Origin of the sequence: Bacillus sp. B25(2016b) (genome assembly GCF_001679765.1) — a bacterium.
GTDB classification, from domain to species: Bacteria; Bacillota; Bacilli; order Bacillales; family Bacillaceae_G; genus Bacillus_A; species Bacillus_A thuringiensis_K.
This window is the reverse complement of sequence record NZ_CP016285.1, coordinates 4,706,821-4,722,327: the sequence shown is the minus strand read 5'-3', so window position 1 is coordinate 4,722,327 and position 15,507 is coordinate 4,706,821. Positions and strand designations below refer to the sequence as shown.

The window sequence follows — 15,507 nt, the reverse complement described above, 5'->3', positions numbered from 1 at the left end:
AAAGCATGCGTAAACCAATTATCGCAGGTAACTGGAAAATGAATAAAACTCTATCAGAAGCAGTTAGCTTCGTAGAGGAAGTTAAAGGTCAAATCCCAGCAGCTTCAGCTGTTGATGCAGTAGTTTGCTCTCCAGCTCTATTCTTAGAGCGCCTTGTAGCAGCAACTGAAGGAACTGACTTACAAGTAGGTGCACAAAACATGCACTTCGAAAAAAATGGTGCATTCACTGGCGAAATTAGCCCAGTAGCACTTAGCGACTTAAAAGTTGGCTATGTAGTACTTGGCCACTCTGAGCGTCGTGAAATGTTTGCTGAAACAGATGAGTCAGTAAACAAAAAGACTATCGCAGCATTTGAACATGGTTTAACACCAATCGTATGTTGTGGTGAGACTTTAGAAGAGCGCGAAAGCGGAAAAACATTTGATCTAGTAGCAGGTCAAGTGACAAAAGCACTTGCAGGTTTAACAGAAGAGCAAGTTAAAGCAACTGTTATCGCTTATGAGCCAATCTGGGCTATCGGTACAGGTAAATCTTCTTCTTCTGCAGATGCAAACGAAGTATGTGCGCACATCCGTAAAGTTGTTGCAGAAGCTGTTTCTCCAGAAGCTGCAGAAGCTGTTCGTATCCAATACGGCGGTAGCGTAAAACCAGAAAACATTAAAGAGTATATGGCACAATCTGACATCGACGGCGCTTTAGTTGGCGGTGCTAGCTTAGAGCCTGCTTCGTTCTTAGGTCTTCTGGGGGCGGTAAAATGAGAAAGCCAACAGCTTTAATCATTCTTGACGGTTTCGGACTTCGTGAAGAAACTTACGGGAATGCTGTAGCACAAGCTAAGAAACCTAATTTTGATGGTTACTGGAATAAATTCCCTCACACAACGCTTACAGCTTGTGGCGAGGCAGTAGGTCTTCCAGAAGGTCAAATGGGTAACTCTGAGGTTGGTCACTTAAATATTGGTGCTGGCCGCATTGTATATCAAAGCTTAACACGCGTTAACGTTGCAATTCGTGAAGGTGAGTTCGATAAGAACGAAACGTTCCAAAGTGCAATTAAAAGAGTAAAAGAAAAAGGTACTGCACTTCATTTATTCGGTTTACTTTCTGACGGTGGTGTGCACAGTCACATGAATCACATGTTTGCTCTTCTTCGCTTAGCAGCTAAAGAAGGCGTTGAGAAAGTATACATTCATGCATTCTTAGATGGCCGCGATGTTGGACCAAAAACAGCACAAAGCTATATCGATGCAACAAATGAAGTAATTAAAGAAACAGGAGTAGGACAATTCGCGACTATCTCTGGTCGTTATTACTCCATGGACCGTGACAAGCGTTGGGATCGCGTAGAAAAATGTTACCGTGCTATGGTGAATGGTGAAGGCCCTACTTATAAATCAGCAGAAGAGTGTGTAGAAGACTCTTATGCGAACGGTATCTATGATGAATTCGTATTGCCGTCTGTAATTGTTAACGAAGATAACACGCCAGTTGCAACAATCAATGATGATGATGCAGTTATCTTCTATAACTTCCGTCCAGACCGTGCAATTCAAATTGCTCGTGTATTTACAAACGAAGACTTCCGTGAGTTCGATCGTGGTGAAAAAGTACCTCACATTCCAGAATTCGTATGTATGACACACTTCAGTGAAACTGTAGATGGTTACGTGGCATTCAAGCCAATGAACCTTGATAACACTTTAGGTGAAGTTGTTGCGCAAGCGGGATTAAAGCAACTTCGCATCGCGGAAACTGAAAAGTATCCGCACGTTACATTCTTCTTTAGCGGTGGTCGTGAGGCTGAATTCCCAGGAGAAGAGCGTATCTTAATTAACTCACCGAAGGTTGCAACATATGACTTGAAACCTGAAATGAGCATTTACGAAGTAACGGACGCTTTAGTAAATGAAATCGAAAATGATAAACATGATGTTATCATTCTTAACTTTGCGAACTGTGATATGGTTGGCCATTCTGGGATGATGGAACCAACAATTAAAGCAGTAGAAGCAACTGACGAATGTTTAGGAAAAGTTGTAGAAGCGATTCTTGCAAAAGATGGTGTAGCACTTATTACTGCTGACCATGGTAATGCGGATGAAGAATTAACTTCTGAAGGAGAGCCAATGACAGCTCATACAACTAACCCGGTTCCTTTCATCGTTACTAAGAACGACGTAGAATTACGTGAAGATGGTATCTTAGGTGATATCGCTCCAACAATGCTTACACTTCTTGGTGTTGAGCAACCGAAAGAAATGACAGGTAAAACAATTATTAAATAATTTGCTTATATAAAAAGGAGAGAATTTATTATGTCAACAATTATTGATGTTTATGCTCGCGAAGTCCTTGACTCTCGTGGTAACCCAACTGTAGAAGTAGAAGTTTACACAGAAAGCGGCGCTTTCGGACGCGCTATCGTACCAAGTGGTGCATCTACTGGTGAGCACGAAGCAGTAGAATTACGTGACGGTGACAAATCTCGTTACCTTGGTAAAGGTGTTGTTAACGCAGTAAACAACGTTAACGAAATTATCGCTCCAGAAATCGCTGGTTTCGATGTAACTGACCAAGCTGGTATCGACCGCGCTATGATCGAATTAGATGGCACTCCAAACAAAGGTAAACTAGGCGCTAACGCTATCCTTGGTGTATCTATGGCAGTAGCTCACGCAGCAGCTGACTTCGTAGGTCTTCCATTATACCGTTACCTTGGTGGATTCAATGCAAAACAATTACCAACTCCAATGATGAACATCATCAACGGTGGTTCTCACGCTGATAACAACGTTGACTTCCAAGAGTTCATGATCTTACCAGTTGGTGCTCCAACATTCAAAGAATCAATCCGTATGGGTGCTGAAGTATTCCATGCACTTAAAGCTGTATTACATGACAAAGGTCTTAACACTGCAGTAGGTGACGAAGGTGGATTCGCTCCAAACCTTGGTTCTAACCGTGAAGCTTTAGAAGTAATCATCGAAGCTATCGAAAAAGCTGGTTACAAAGCTGGCGAGAACGTATTCTTAGGAATGGACGTTGCTTCTTCTGAGTTCTACAACAAAGAAACTGGTAAATATGACCTTGCAGGCGAAGGCCGTACTGGCTTAACTTCTGCAGAAATGGTTGATTTCTATGAAGAGCTTTGCAAAGACTTCCCAATCATCTCTATCGAAGATGGTTTAGACGAAAACGACTGGGATGGTCACAAATTATTAACTGAGCGTATCGGTGATAAAGTACAATTAGTTGGTGACGACTTATTCGTAACTAACACTCAAAAACTTGCTGAAGGTATCGAAAAAGGTATCTCTAACTCAATCTTAATTAAAGTTAACCAAATCGGTACTTTAACTGAGACTTTCGAAGCTATCGAAATGGCTAAACGTGCTGGTTACACAGCAGTTGTATCTCACCGTTCTGGTGAAACTGAAGATGCTACAATCGCTGACATCGCAGTTGCAACTAACGCTGGCCAAATCAAAACTGGTTCTATGAGCCGTACTGACCGTATTGCTAAGTACAACCAATTATTACGCATCGAAGACGAACTAGGCGAAATCGCTGTTTACGATGGTATCAAATCTTTCTATAACATCAAACGATAATTGTAGAAAATAAACGACAGACCGTGAGAAATCACGGTCTGTTTTTTTATGCTAAAATTGTTCACCCGTCATAAGTGACATGAAATGTTTGAAGAAGCGGTTATAGTCAAAATCAATTGCAATTTGATGAACCGGCCAATCAATAAATGGCTTCTGGTTCACTAGAGAGCGAAATTCCCCTATGCTTGCTCCTTGTGCAGAGGATTCTGTCATGACAACAATAGGTGATTTATGATACGTGAACATAGAGTTATCAAATAAAGCGAGTATTGGCATTGTGTCATGGAAGGGGCTCCCCTTTAAATGTGGTAGGGCGTCTTTATAATATCCGTAGTAATAATGATCAAATAACGGTTTGACAAGTGGAGCTTTTCCTTTTACCTCAATGTATTCTGCCATTTCTGGTGTAATGATGGAGTATTGAGTGACGTTTAATGGGTATATGTACATGTTAACTGCGGATTGAAGGACTATATTAGCGGCAGTAGGATCGCCATAAAAGTTTGCTTCGGAAATAGGGGTAACATTACCAGGATGTAAAAAGGTACCGCCCATTACGTAGTAAGATTTAATTTGTTTCATTAACTGTTTGCACATGATAAACAAAATTGCTAGGGAGGTAAGTCTTCCTAAACTCACAATGATTAATTCATCTTTATACTGTTCAATAAGAGGAATGACTTCAAAAAAATTCTCCATTTCTCCGTTAGTCACATTCACCTTTGGAATAATTGGACCGAGCCCCTGTTTCCCATGTACATCCGTAAAAAACGCAGGTGGGGCACCAGTAAGGGGACGTTCTGAACCACCGAATATCTTGATATTTCTATTCTTTGTTTCGTTATTAAAAAAATGAGCATTTTCTACGGCCATTTTTTTTGGAACATTGCCGTAATCAGCAACGATACCGACGATTTCTATTTCATCGATAAAGAATGCTAAGAGGAGAGCCATCGTATCATCAATCCCAGGATCACAAAAAATGAGAACTTTTTTGGGCATATGTTCACCACCTATCTTGTTTATCCCGTACAAATCCGCTTGGTGAGGGCTAATAATTAATGGGGATGAGGAAAACCTCAATGATTAAAGTTTCACTTTATATATATGTAAGTTTAAGGATAAAAAGATTATTTTATTGAAATAATAGTCTTTTAAATTCAGAAAATAAAAACTTTTTATATTAGGTCAATGTTTTTGACATAATTTTTGTTTAGAAATGCAGTCATATCAAGGTTGTAAGCGTATAACATAGGCTGTTTTTGCTGTCAAGTTGATAAATTGCAGCTTTTTACAATTTATACTATGATAAAGATATTAACAGAAGATCGTATAAACATGAGGGATGATGAACATGAAATTTACAAAGATTCTTGTCCAAATTGCTGCTCTTTACGTGTTTTATATGGTTGGAACTTGGGTGCAAGAAATATTAAATATTCCGATTCCAGGAAGTTTGATTGGAATGTTCCTCTTACTTGTTTTACTTAGCCTAAAAGTTCTTCCAGTGAAATGGTTCGATTTAGGAGCAGAAACACTCGTTGCTATTATGCCGTTTTTATTAATTCCGCCAACGCTTGGCCTAATGAATTACGGTGCTTTTTTTATGAGTAAAGGAATTTCTCTTTTCATTACAGTTGTAGCGAGTACATTTTTAATTATTATTGTCGCAGGACATACAGGACAATATCTTGCGAATAGGAAGGAAAGAGAGTCGCGATGAGCCAAATATTAATCGGAATCGGTTGGGTTCTTTTTACGGTGCTATTATATCAATTATCTAAAAAAATCTATAAATTATTTCCAACACCATTCACCATCCCAATGCTTGTAGCAACAGGATTAATGGCTTTCCTATTTATCGTGCTTGATATACCATATCAACATTATATGGAAAGTGGTGGTGGCTGGATTGCAAAGTTACTTGGACCCGGTGTTGTAGCATTTGCAATTCCTCTTTATAAACAACGTCATGTTCTGCAAAAATATGTTGTACCGATTGCTGGTGGCGTATTAGTAGGTACAACAGTTGCAATCGCTAGTGATTTTGCCATTGCTTCACTTATGGGAACAGATAAAAGCTTAATCTTATCCTCTTTACCAAAATCGGTGACAATGCCAGTTGCGATGAGCGTTTCTGAACAAGTTGGTGGTGTACCTTCCTTAACAGCAGCTTTCGTTGTTATCGCGGGTATTACTGGAACCATTACAGGACCTCTTTTATTAAAATGGAGCCGTGTTACAAACTCAGTTGGTAAAGGTATCGGATTTGGATGTGCGTCTCATATTATGGGTGTTATGAGAGCGATGAAAAATAACGAACATGAAGGTGTTATTGGATCGGTAACAATGACATTAACAGCAATTTTGACATGTTTACTTGGACCGTTATTTGCAATGATGTTTATGTAATAGAAGAAAAGCGAGAGCGACTCTATAGCTCTCGCTTTTCTATAGGATTTATGCTACAGTTACAATAACTGAATCTTTGTAGGAGGTACGCCAAGTGCATACGTTATTATCAGTTTTACTTATTATTGTATCGATTTTAATGATTGTTATGGTACTTATGCAATCTAGTAATAGCTCAGGCCTTTCAGGTGCAATTTCAGGCGGTGCAGAGCAATTATTTGGTAAGCAAAAAGCACGTGGAATTGAAGCGGTATTAAACCGTATTACAATTGTTTTAGCTGTATTGTTCTTTGTATTAACAATTGCTGTTACGTACTTAAACTTATAGAATTGAAAGAAGAAGCGTTAGTAAGATGTACTAATGGTTCTTCTTTTTTTGTTTTACCATTTGAAAGATGTTTCTAATTAGATTATAGAAATATAAATATGGTACACTAGATATAGAAAGAATACGACTAGATTACAGAAGAGAAAGAGGAGAAGTACATGATGAAATTAGCATCTCCGAAACCATTTACATTTGAGGGTGGAGACCGCGCTGTTTTATTACTACATGGATTCACAGGGAACTCAGCTGATGTACGTATGTTAGGGCGTTTCTTAGAAAAGAAAGGCTATACTTGTCATGCGCCAATTTATAAAGGGCACGGTGTACCACCAGAAGAGCTTGTTCATACAGGGCCTGAAGATTGGTGGCAAGATGTAACGGAGGCATATCAGCTTTTAAAAGATAAAGGTTTTGAGAAAATTGCTGTTGTTGGATTGTCACTTGGCGGCGTATTTTCTTTAAAATTAGGTTATACAGTACCTGTTTTAGGTGTGGTACCAATGTGTGCACCGATGTATATTAAGAGCGAAGAAACTATGTACCAAGGTATATTGGCATATGCCCGCGAATATAAAAAACGTGAGCAAAAATCACTAGAACAAATCGAACAAGAAATGTTGGAATTCCAAAAGACACCAATGAATACATTAAAAGCATTACAACAATTAATTGCTGACGTACGTAACAATGTGGATATGATTTATGCGCCAACATTTGTTGTACAAGCGCGTCATGATGAAATGATTAATACAGATAGTGCTAACATTATTTATAACGGTGTAGAATCTACGTTAAAAGACATTAAATGGTATGAAGACTCTACGCATGTCATTACACTTGATAAACAACGTGACGAGCTACATGAGGATGTATATAACTTCTTGGAGCAACTAGATTGGTAAGATCTAGTTGCCTCTTTTTTTCATAAGGAATTTTTTGTGAAAACTGTAAAAATCATAAGGGGAGTATTGAAGTTTCGCTTTATACATCCCCTATCTTTCGGATACACTAAATAATATAAGGTTTTAAAGGAGGTATTTTTGCTTGGAAGAAATCATACAAGAACATATTGATAAGTTGTTATTATTTATGAGAGAAGAAGCGTATAAACCGTTAACGATACAAGAGTTAGAAGAGGCATTTGGAATTGAAGGTTCTGAGGGCTTTAAAGATTTCGTAAAGGCACTTGTAACGATGGAAGAGAAGGGGCTTGTTGTTCGTACACGTAGCAACCGTTACGGTCTTCCTGAAAAGATGAATTTAGTAAGAGGTAAGTTAATTGGACATGCACGTGGCTTTGCTTTCGTTGTACCAGAAGAGAAGAAAACTGGAGACGATGATCTTTTCATCCCGCCTACAGAATTAAACGGTGCACTTCATGGCGATACAGTATTAGCACGCCTTAGTTCTCAATCAAGCGGTTCACGTCAAGAAGGTTCAATTGTACGCATTTTAGAACGTGGCACGAAAGAGCTAGTTGGTACATATACAGAATCGAAAAACTTTGGCTTTGTTATACCTGACAATAAGCGCTGGACAAGTGATATTTTCGTATTGAAAAGTGCGTCAATGGGAGCTGTAGAAGGTCATAAAGTAGTTGTGAAAATTACGAGCTACCCAGAGAATCGTTTAAGCGCAGAAGGTGAAGTTATTCAAATTCTAGGTCATAAAAATGATCCAGGAGTAGATATTTTATCTGTCATTCATAAACATCATTTACCTTTGGCATTCCCTGAGGAAGTGATGGAGCATGCAAACAGTGTACCAGAAACGATTTCAGAAGAAGATTTAAAGGATCGCCGCGATTTACGTGATCAAATGATCGTAACGATTGATGGTGCAGATGCAAAAGATTTAGATGACGCTGTTACAGTAACGAAGCTTGAGAACGGTAACTACAAGCTTGGCGTTCATATTGCGGATGTAAGTCATTACGTTCAAGAAGGTTCTCCAATTGATGTAGAAGCAGCAGAAAGAGCGACGAGTGTGTATCTTGTTGACCGTGTAATTCCGATGATTCCACATCGTCTATCTAACGGTATTTGTTCATTAAATCCGAAAGTAGACCGTCTGACATTATCTTGTGAAATGGAAATCAACAACTTAGGTGATGTTGTTAAACACGAGATTTTCCAAAGTGTGATTAAAACGACAGAGCGTATGACGTATGCTGATGTAAGAAGCATTTTAGAAGATGAGGACGAAGAGTTAATTAAGCGTTATGAGCCGCTCGTACCGATGTTTAAAGAGATGGGCCAATTGGCACAAATTTTACGTGAAAAACGTATGCGCCGTGGTGCAATTGACTTTGACTTTAAAGAAGCGAAAGTATTAGTAGATGAAGAAGGAAAACCGACAGACGTTGTTATGCGCGATCGTTCTGTATCAGAGAAGTTAATTGAAGAATTTATGCTTGTTGCGAATGAAACAGTAGCAGAGCACTTCCACTGGATGAACGTACCGTTTATGTACCGTGTCCATGAAGATCCGAAAGAAGATAAGCTTGAGCGTTTCTTCGAGTTTGTAACGAATTTCGGATATGCGGTAAAAGGACGCGCGAATGAAGTGCACCCTCGCGCGCTACAACAAATTCTTGAAATGGTTCAAGGACAGCCAGAAGAAGTAGTTATTTCAACAGTTATGCTTCGTTCTATGAAGCAAGCTCGTTACGATGCGGATAGTTTAGGACATTTCGGTTTATCAACTGAGTTCTACACACACTTCACATCACCAATTCGTCGTTACCCAGATACAATCGTTCATAGATTAATTCGTGAATACATTATTAATGGTAAAGTCGACAATGAAACACAAGCAAAATGGCGTGAAAAATTACCTGAGATTGCAGAGCATTCTTCTAATATGGAACGCCGTGCTGTTGAAGCAGAGCGTGAAACAGATGAGATGAAAAAAGCAGAGTATATGGTTGATAAGATCGGTGAAGAGTATGACGGTATGATTAGCTCTGTAACAAACTTCGGTTTATTCGTAGAGCTTCCAAATACAATTGAAGGTCTTGTACACGTTAGTTATTTAACGGATGATTACTACCGTTATGACGAGCAGCATTTCGCTATGATTGGAGAACGTACAGGAAACGTATTCCGCATCGGTGACGAAATTACAATTCGCGTTATTAACGTAAACAAAGACGAGCGTGCAATCGACTTTGAAATCGTTGGCATGAAAGGTACACCTCGCCGTAAGTTCAAAGATCGTCCAGTCGTTATCGAGCAGCCAAGAACAGGCAGAAAGAAACGTGGTGGACGTAGTGAGCGTAGCAATGAGCGCGGCGGCGAACGTGGCACAGCAAGAAAATTTGACCGTGGTGGTAAAGGAAAAGGAAGAGGATCTGCATCGGCATCCACATCCGCTAGCCAGCCAGGGAAAAAAGACGGTAACGGCAAGAAGAAAAAAGCATTCTTCGAAAACGTACCAGGATTCAAGAAGAAAAAGAAAAAGCGTAAGTAAGAAAAGGGTGGCTTCGCTTTGATCAAAAGCGGGGCCGTTTTCTTTTTTCTTCGTGGCTTGAGAGCGAGCCACTTTCGCTTTTTGTTGGAATCCAGCTACAGTGGCTAGAATGTTGGGCGGCTTCACTTCTTCCCGAGAGGCAAAGAGCGCCTCAAGGTCAGAAGCTCCATCCACCTCACATTCTGAGCGAGCCACTTTCGCTTTTTATTAACATTTGTTACAATAGTAAAAATAGAGGAGGGACGTTATATGCCAAAGGGTACAGGTAAGGTTATTGCACAAAATAAAAAAGCATTTCATGATTATTTCATCGAAGAAACATACGAAGCAGGGCTTGTCCTTCAAGGAACGGAAATTAAGTCGATTCGCGCTGGACGCGTAAACTTGAAAGATGCGTTTGCACGTGTACATAATGGTGAAGTATGGGTTCATAATATGCACATTAATACGTATGAACAAGGGAATCGTTTCAACCATGATCCACTTCGTACGAGAAAATTACTTCTTCATAAAAAAGAAATTGATAAGCTAGCGGGTGCTGCGAAAGAAACAGGTTACGCATTAGTTCCACTTAGAATTTATTTGAAAAATGGATTTGCGAAAATGGCACTTGGCTTAGCAAAAGGTAAGAAACAATACGATAAACGTCACGATTTAAAAGAGAAAGAAGCTAAACGTGAAATTGCACGCGCGTTCCGTGATCGCCAAAAGATGTAATACAGATATTTACATTTGTAAAATAGAGCACGTATGTTATAATAACTTATGTAAGATTGTTGCACATTGAAAAACAGCTCTTAGTAGCTATCACGATATTTTCTTCGTATGCTCCATTTTTATCATGGGGACGTTACGGATTCGACAGGGATAGTTCGAGCTTAGGTTGCGAGTCGAGGGGATCGGCCTCGTTAAAACGTCAAAGCCTATAATTGGCAAACAAAACAATCTTTCTTTAGCTGCTTAATTGCACTAAAGGTTCCTCCCTCCATCGTCCATGTGGTAGGGTAAGGGACTCAAACTAAGTGGACTACGCCGGAGTTCGCCGTCTGAGGACAAAGGAAGAGAACAACCAGACTAGCAACTTGGAAGCCTGTCGATAGGCCGAAGAGTTCGCGAAATGCTAATATATCGACTACACTCGTAGAAGCTTAAGTGCCGATATTTTTGGACGTGGGTTCGACTCCCACCGTCTCCACCAATACATATTTGGTGGTTTTTTTATTTTATATGATATGAACCATAATTTTGCCGGATTGGCGAGGTTATGGTTCTTTTTGTTTGTGGCAAATTTATGGTTCCAAAAATTGAATACATCTATTGATATAGGATTTGCTATAGGAGGAGCACTACATATCCAACAAGCTAAGAAATTTATTTTTAAAGGTCCATAGAAAGATAAATATGAGAACTAAGCTTATTTATTATTTAGAATAGGAAATTATAATTTCACAGTTTCAATAAGAAAAACCGCAGCAATTGCTGTGGTTTTTCTTATTAACAGGGACCAAGAACGTGTTGTAAATGCTCATAGCATTATACGTTGGGTTTTAAAAAAGGTGTTAGAGTGGTAATTTTTGAATAGATGTTTTACTTTGAGATTTATTATGTAGAACATAAATGAGTTAAACAAAAAGCCTAATAATTACTAGGCTTTTCAATTTATAAACTTGCCAAACAGTATGGAGAAGCAATAAAAGGGAAACCTAATCAATAATTAATGATGATTCAAGGAGGGACAAAATGGAGCATAAAACAAAGGTAACAATTGGAGATTACGTTCAATTTTCATATCGTAAAAATCCTAATTTACAATTAACGGGATATGTAGTAAGTGTTCTACAGAATACAATTGTTGTAGATATTACAGAGATAATGGGAATTGAAGTAGATGATGTTAGGCAAGTAGTAAAACATGGTTGTTATAATAAGGTGGTTCATAAGCTAATAAAAAATAATGTTTCATAAAAAGTGCTCCTTGATTTAGCTAGGAGCACTTTTTATGATGAATTACTAATATTTTTGTTTTGGGACAAGATTATGTTTTTTTCTGCTTATGGTGTAGCTTTAGAATAAAGTTTGATTAAAAAATATTCTTCAATTCTTATTTAACAGCAAATACAAAAACTCCATTTTCCAATCAACTTCATTTGATGTTGGATTCCCAATACAAGCTTCTGTAATCTCATTCGCAGAAGCTTGTATTATTGCGATCATCAATCCTTGAATAGAGTAGCTTTGGGAAATAAATAGATAGTAGTAAATCAATTTTTTATTACACTTACCTTTAAATTTCTGTTTTTTGTAATGCTTGCTTTAATGCACCAATATATTCTTCCTCAGCTCTTTGACTAATTTCAGCATTAGGCACTATCAATTCGAATCCATGGTAGCCACCAGGATAAACATGAAATTCTGTTGGTACTCCAGCTTGCATTAATCTATTTGCATATTCAATTGTTTCGTCGCGGAATAGGTCTATTTCACCCACCATTGTATACGTTGGTGGAAGTCCTGTAAGGTCAGTCGCACGAGCTGGAGCAGCGTATGGGGATACCTCTTCACCATAAACTGAACCTAAATACATTTTCCAGCCAGAGATGTTAGCTTTTCTGTTCCATAATTTTGAATCCGTTATCTCAAAAGCAGAAGGTTTTATATTACGATCATCAATCATTGGGCATAGCGGCATTTGGAATATGATTGAAGGTCCTTTTCTATCTCTTGCTAAAAGAGCAAGGGCTGCTGTAAGTCCACCGCCTGCACTCATTCCGGCAATTGCAATTCGAGAAGAATCGATACTAAGATCTTCCGAATTATTAGAAACCCACTGTAAAGCTGCATAGCAGTCCTCAAGTGGTGCAGGGAATAGATATTCTGGTGCTAATCTATAGTCAACCGAAACCACTATACAGTTGGCTTCCAATACGAACTTTTCACAAAGTTTGTCATCCATTTCGGGTGATCCCACTTGGTAGCCACCACCGTGTATCCAAAGAACCCCAGGTAAAGCTTCTGTTTTTTTAGTTGGCTCATAAATGCGAACTCTAACTTCAGGCGCTCTTTCAGGACCAGGTATAAATCGATTAGATACGGTAACTTTATCATTCGATGATAAAACTGTTGCAGTAAAAGATTCTTTAGCCCATTTTCTATATTGTTGGAAATTTTCCGGGCTATTATCTACTTCTGGTAATACAGAAAACATTTCTCTTAATTCTGGATGAACTCTATTCTTCACTATAAATCCTCCTTTATTTTGAAATCTTTTGTCGCTACCCTAGTTACTTTTTTGCGAAACCAGTCTTCACTGCTCGTACATAATCATTCCAAGCATGAGTAGATATATCAGCATCTGAAGGTAACATTTCAAACCCATGATAAGCTCCAGGGTATAAATGGAACTCAACATCAACACCAGCTTCTGCAAGTTTCGTTACATAGGTTAATGTTTCACTACGGAATGCGTCTAATTGACCAACACATGTGTAGGTGCGTGGTAAATTACGATAGTCTTCTGCTCGAGCAGCCGCTGCATAAGCAGGAATATGATCCGTTCCATGTAATTTTCCTAAATACATTTTCCATCCAGCTTCATTTGTCTTTTGATTCCAAGTAAATCCTTCTTTAATTTCATTCGCAGAAGGCGTATTATTACGATCATCAATCATTGGATAAAGTGGCATTTGGAAACAAATAGAAGGATATTGTCGATCACGAGCTAATAACGTTAATGCTGCTGTTAGTCCGCCACCAGCGCTCGCTCCTGCAACCCCAATTCGATTTGAATCAATATTTAAAGCCTCGGCGTTATCCGCCATCCATTTTAATGCTGCATAACAATCTTCAATTGGAGCTGGATAAGGATGTTCAGGAGCTAAACGGTAATCAACATTAACGACCATACAGTTTGCTTCTTTTGCAAATCTCACACAAAGGATATCATTCTCATCTGCAGCGCCTAAGATATAACCGCCACCATGTATCCATAACAGGGCAGGTAAGGATTGATCATTTGATTTTGGACGATAAATTTTTAATCGCAATGGATTCGCATCAGGCCCCTCAATGATTTCCTCTGTTATCGAAAGTGATTCATCACCAGTAATATCTGGTAAGATTAGTGCGGCTTGTTCTCTCATTGCTGGCAAGTTCTCTGGACGTAACTCAAAATCTGGAATCATTTCTAACGCTGGTAATAACTTTGGATGTACTCGATTCTTCATTTTAAAAGCTCCTTTTTACAGTATTTTTTCTGAAAGGTGAAATATTATTTTAAGCAATTCAATTGTGGCGAAATTATCAAAATTAAAATATAGCCTAGCTATGTTTAGTAATTTATCATAGGCATTAGAGGGAAACGATAATCAAAAATGTGTATATGTTTCAAAATGAGACAAAAGCCTCAAATTGGTTCATTTCTCAATAAACTTCTAACGATATGTAGAAAATATAAACAGTACCAAAATCAGTAATCAAATTCATTCATGACTCTTGTCTTTATACACATATTTTAGCTCATGTTTCCCTTTTCGAGCTTATTGAAAAATTACCTAATGAGGGACGAAGGGTATGCCCAAAAGTTAAAATCTCATACTCTCCCCAGAACGAAATTTTTTTGCATTTTGCTCATGTTTATTGTTTTGGGGTAACTCGTTCTTTTAGTTTGATGGCGATAGGGTAAGCCTCTTATGTAAAAGCATCTTTTATTTATTTTATAAACAAGCTTGCAAGCATTACTGCTGTATCAAGCTGATAAAATAAGTAATATAAAAAATACAAAATTGCTGTAGCCTATTAGTTTAGATGTTAATGCTCAGCAACAATCTCTTGTGTTATCACATACACTACACACGTGGATTGCACAGTGGGGATATGTCGAGTCCATACATAGAAGCCTATAGTTATCAGTATTCGGTGAAGTATTTCTCCTTTGCACAGGAAGTGAGCGTTCTCTCTTCGATATACTAGCCTAATAATCTGTTTTATATGAAGGCACAATGTATGATAAAAAATCTTCATACATTGTGGTAAAAAGATATTGATGGTACGATAGAACTGCCTCATTAAAGGCGAAGTTTTATCATTTTTATAGATAGGTCAGGTGTTTATAGATGAACCAAACCCGTAAATCGGCTCGTCAGAAAATTTTGGACGTGGCTTCTGAGTTATTTTATAACGAAGGCATCCGCGCCGTAGGTGTTGATAAAATTGTGGAAGTATCCGGAGTGAGCAAAGGTACGTTATATCGTCATTTTCCTTCAAAAGATGATCTAATTATCGCTTACCTAGAAGAAAAGAGTGAAAGTTTGTGGGTTCAGTTTAATGATGCCGTCTCTGCCTACGAGGGATCGCCACGTATGCAAATATTTGCTTTAGTGGAAAGTATTAATGCCTTGTTGACCGAGCCTGGAATTCGTGGTTGTGTTTTTTTGAATGCCCATGCCGAATTTTCAAATCAGAATCCTATCCAACATCTCGTTCAAAAGCATACCGAGGCGTTAAGAAATCTCCTACAGCGGCTCACAAAAGAAGCCGGGGCTTCAGATGATACATTGGCTGACCAGCTTCTGCTTGTCATTAATGGCGCATTTTCCACAGCACCGATTGTAGGAGCGGATATTTCAGGAGAACAATTAAAAAAAGTGTCGGCTTGCTTAATCGATCTGCACCTTAACCAATAGTT

General features: G+C 38.5%; 14 protein-coding genes and 1 other RNA gene. 12 read left to right on the top strand and 3 right to left on the bottom strand.

The genetic code is table 11. The features are described 5' to 3' along the window. The first annotated feature begins 5 nt into the window (after positions 1-5). The 3 genes from tpiA to eno are packed head-to-tail and all read left to right on the top strand — an operon-like array spanning position 6 to position 3,613. Positions 6-761: a triose-phosphate isomerase gene (gene tpiA, locus BAQ53_RS24255; protein ID WP_001231038.1), complete on the top strand. Its 756-nt coding sequence runs from the start codon at positions 6-8 to the stop codon at positions 759-761. Next, positions 758-2,287: a 2,3-bisphosphoglycerate-independent phosphoglycerate mutase gene (gene gpmI, locus BAQ53_RS24250; protein ID WP_208906319.1), complete on the top strand. Its 1,530-nt coding sequence runs from the start codon at positions 758-760 to the stop codon at positions 2,285-2,287. Before tpiA ends, gpmI begins: the two co-directional genes overlap by 4 nt. Positions 2,288-2,317: 30 nt before the next feature. Beyond that, positions 2,318-3,613, top strand: a complete 1,296-nt coding sequence (eno, locus tag BAQ53_RS24245; protein WP_000103951.1) for a phosphopyruvate hydratase — start codon at positions 2,318-2,320, stop codon at positions 3,611-3,613. Between the two features lie 51 nt (positions 3,614-3,664). On the opposite strand, the gene BAQ53_RS24240 is transcribed toward eno, so the two are convergent. After that, entirely contained in the window at positions 3,665-4,615 is a 951-nt protein-coding gene (locus BAQ53_RS24240) for a nucleoside hydrolase (RefSeq protein WP_208906318.1), read from the bottom strand. A 352-nt stretch (positions 4,616-4,967) separates the two neighbouring features. On the opposite strand from BAQ53_RS24240, the gene BAQ53_RS24235 reads away from it, so the two are divergent. The 8 genes from BAQ53_RS24235 to BAQ53_RS24200 all read left to right on the top strand — a co-directional run bounded on the left by BAQ53_RS24235 (position 4,968) and on the right by BAQ53_RS24200 (position 11,789). Beyond that, positions 4,968-5,336, top strand: a complete 369-nt coding sequence (locus tag BAQ53_RS24235) for a CidA/LrgA family holin-like protein (RefSeq protein ID WP_000673217.1) — start codon at positions 4,968-4,970, stop codon at positions 5,334-5,336. After that, complete coding sequence (locus tag BAQ53_RS24230) at positions 5,333-6,025, top strand: LrgB family protein (RefSeq protein ID WP_000078304.1); 693 nt, start codon at positions 5,333-5,335, stop codon at positions 6,023-6,025. The genes BAQ53_RS24235 and BAQ53_RS24230 overlap by 4 nt, the downstream gene beginning before the upstream one ends. 94 nt (positions 6,026-6,119) lie before the next feature. Further along, positions 6,120-6,353, top strand: a complete 234-nt coding sequence (gene secG, locus BAQ53_RS24225) for a preprotein translocase subunit SecG (RefSeq protein ID WP_000557263.1) — start codon at positions 6,120-6,122, stop codon at positions 6,351-6,353. Positions 6,354-6,514: 161 nt separating this feature from the next. Continuing rightward, a complete protein-coding gene (gene estA, locus BAQ53_RS24220; RefSeq protein ID WP_000761974.1) occupies positions 6,515-7,255 on the top strand; it encodes a carboxylesterase in 741 nt (246 codons plus the stop codon). A 142-nt stretch (positions 7,256-7,397) separates the two neighbouring features. After that, entirely contained in the window at positions 7,398-9,824 is a 2,427-nt protein-coding gene (gene rnr / locus BAQ53_RS24215; protein ID WP_000391110.1) for a ribonuclease R, read from the top strand. Positions 9,825-10,073: 249 nt separating this feature from the next. Then, positions 10,074-10,541, top strand: a complete 468-nt coding sequence (smpB, locus tag BAQ53_RS24210) for an SsrA-binding protein (protein ID WP_001123919.1) — start codon at positions 10,074-10,076, stop codon at positions 10,539-10,541. A gap of 126 nt (positions 10,542-10,667) precedes the next feature. Continuing rightward, positions 10,668-11,022, top strand: a transfer-messenger RNA (tmRNA) gene (gene ssrA, locus BAQ53_RS24205). A 542-nt stretch (positions 11,023-11,564) separates the two neighbouring features. Next, positions 11,565-11,789 (top strand): DUF2187 family protein, encoded by a 225-nt coding sequence (locus tag BAQ53_RS24200; RefSeq protein WP_000400421.1) that lies wholly within the window; start codon positions 11,565-11,567, stop codon positions 11,787-11,789. 319 nt (positions 11,790-12,108) lie between these two features. Here BAQ53_RS24200 and BAQ53_RS24195 read toward each other — a convergent pair whose 3' ends face one another. Both BAQ53_RS24195 and BAQ53_RS24190 read right to left on the bottom strand, forming a co-directional pair. After that, complete coding sequence (locus BAQ53_RS24195) at positions 12,109-13,062, bottom strand: alpha/beta hydrolase (protein WP_208906317.1); 954 nt, start codon at positions 13,060-13,062, stop codon at positions 12,109-12,111. A gap of 43 nt (positions 13,063-13,105) precedes the next feature. Beyond that, positions 13,106-14,047: an alpha/beta hydrolase gene (locus BAQ53_RS24190; RefSeq protein ID WP_000797641.1), complete on the bottom strand. Its 942-nt coding sequence runs from the start codon at positions 14,045-14,047 to the stop codon at positions 13,106-13,108. Between the two features lie 888 nt (positions 14,048-14,935). Between BAQ53_RS24190 and BAQ53_RS24185 the strand changes: the two genes are divergently transcribed. Beyond that, positions 14,936-15,505, top strand: a complete 570-nt coding sequence (locus BAQ53_RS24185; RefSeq protein ID WP_001077083.1) for a TetR/AcrR family transcriptional regulator — start codon at positions 14,936-14,938, stop codon at positions 15,503-15,505. Positions 15,506-15,507: the final 2 nt, after the last annotated feature.

What these genes read in the sequence shown, in the direction of transcription:
- smpB (WP_001123919.1), top strand. Translation starts at nt 10,074, where the DNA reads ATGCCAAAGGGTACAGGTAAGGTTATTGCACAAAATAAAAAAGCATTT.
- estA (WP_000761974.1), top strand. Translation starts at nt 6,515, where the DNA reads ATGAAATTAGCATCTCCGAAACCATTTACATTTGAGGGTGGAGACCGC.
- gpmI (WP_208906319.1), top strand. Translation starts at nt 758, where the DNA reads ATGAGAAAGCCAACAGCTTTAATCATTCTTGACGGTTTCGGACTTCGT.
- BAQ53_RS24190 (WP_000797641.1), bottom strand. Translation starts at nt 14,047, where the DNA reads ATGAAGAATCGAGTACATCCAAAGTTATTACCAGCGTTAGAAATGATT.
- BAQ53_RS24200 (WP_000400421.1), top strand. Translation starts at nt 11,565, where the DNA reads ATGGAGCATAAAACAAAGGTAACAATTGGAGATTACGTTCAATTTTCA.
- BAQ53_RS24235 (WP_000673217.1), top strand. Translation starts at nt 4,968, where the DNA reads ATGAAATTTACAAAGATTCTTGTCCAAATTGCTGCTCTTTACGTGTTT.
- BAQ53_RS24230 (WP_000078304.1), top strand. Translation starts at nt 5,333, where the DNA reads ATGAGCCAAATATTAATCGGAATCGGTTGGGTTCTTTTTACGGTGCTA.
- tpiA (WP_001231038.1), top strand. Translation starts at nt 6, where the DNA reads ATGCGTAAACCAATTATCGCAGGTAACTGGAAAATGAATAAAACTCTA.
- eno (WP_000103951.1), top strand. Translation starts at nt 2,318, where the DNA reads ATGTCAACAATTATTGATGTTTATGCTCGCGAAGTCCTTGACTCTCGT.
- BAQ53_RS24240 (WP_208906318.1), bottom strand. Translation starts at nt 4,615, where the DNA reads ATGCCCAAAAAAGTTCTCATTTTTTGTGATCCTGGGATTGATGATACG.
- BAQ53_RS24185 (WP_001077083.1), top strand. Translation starts at nt 14,936, where the DNA reads ATGAACCAAACCCGTAAATCGGCTCGTCAGAAAATTTTGGACGTGGCT.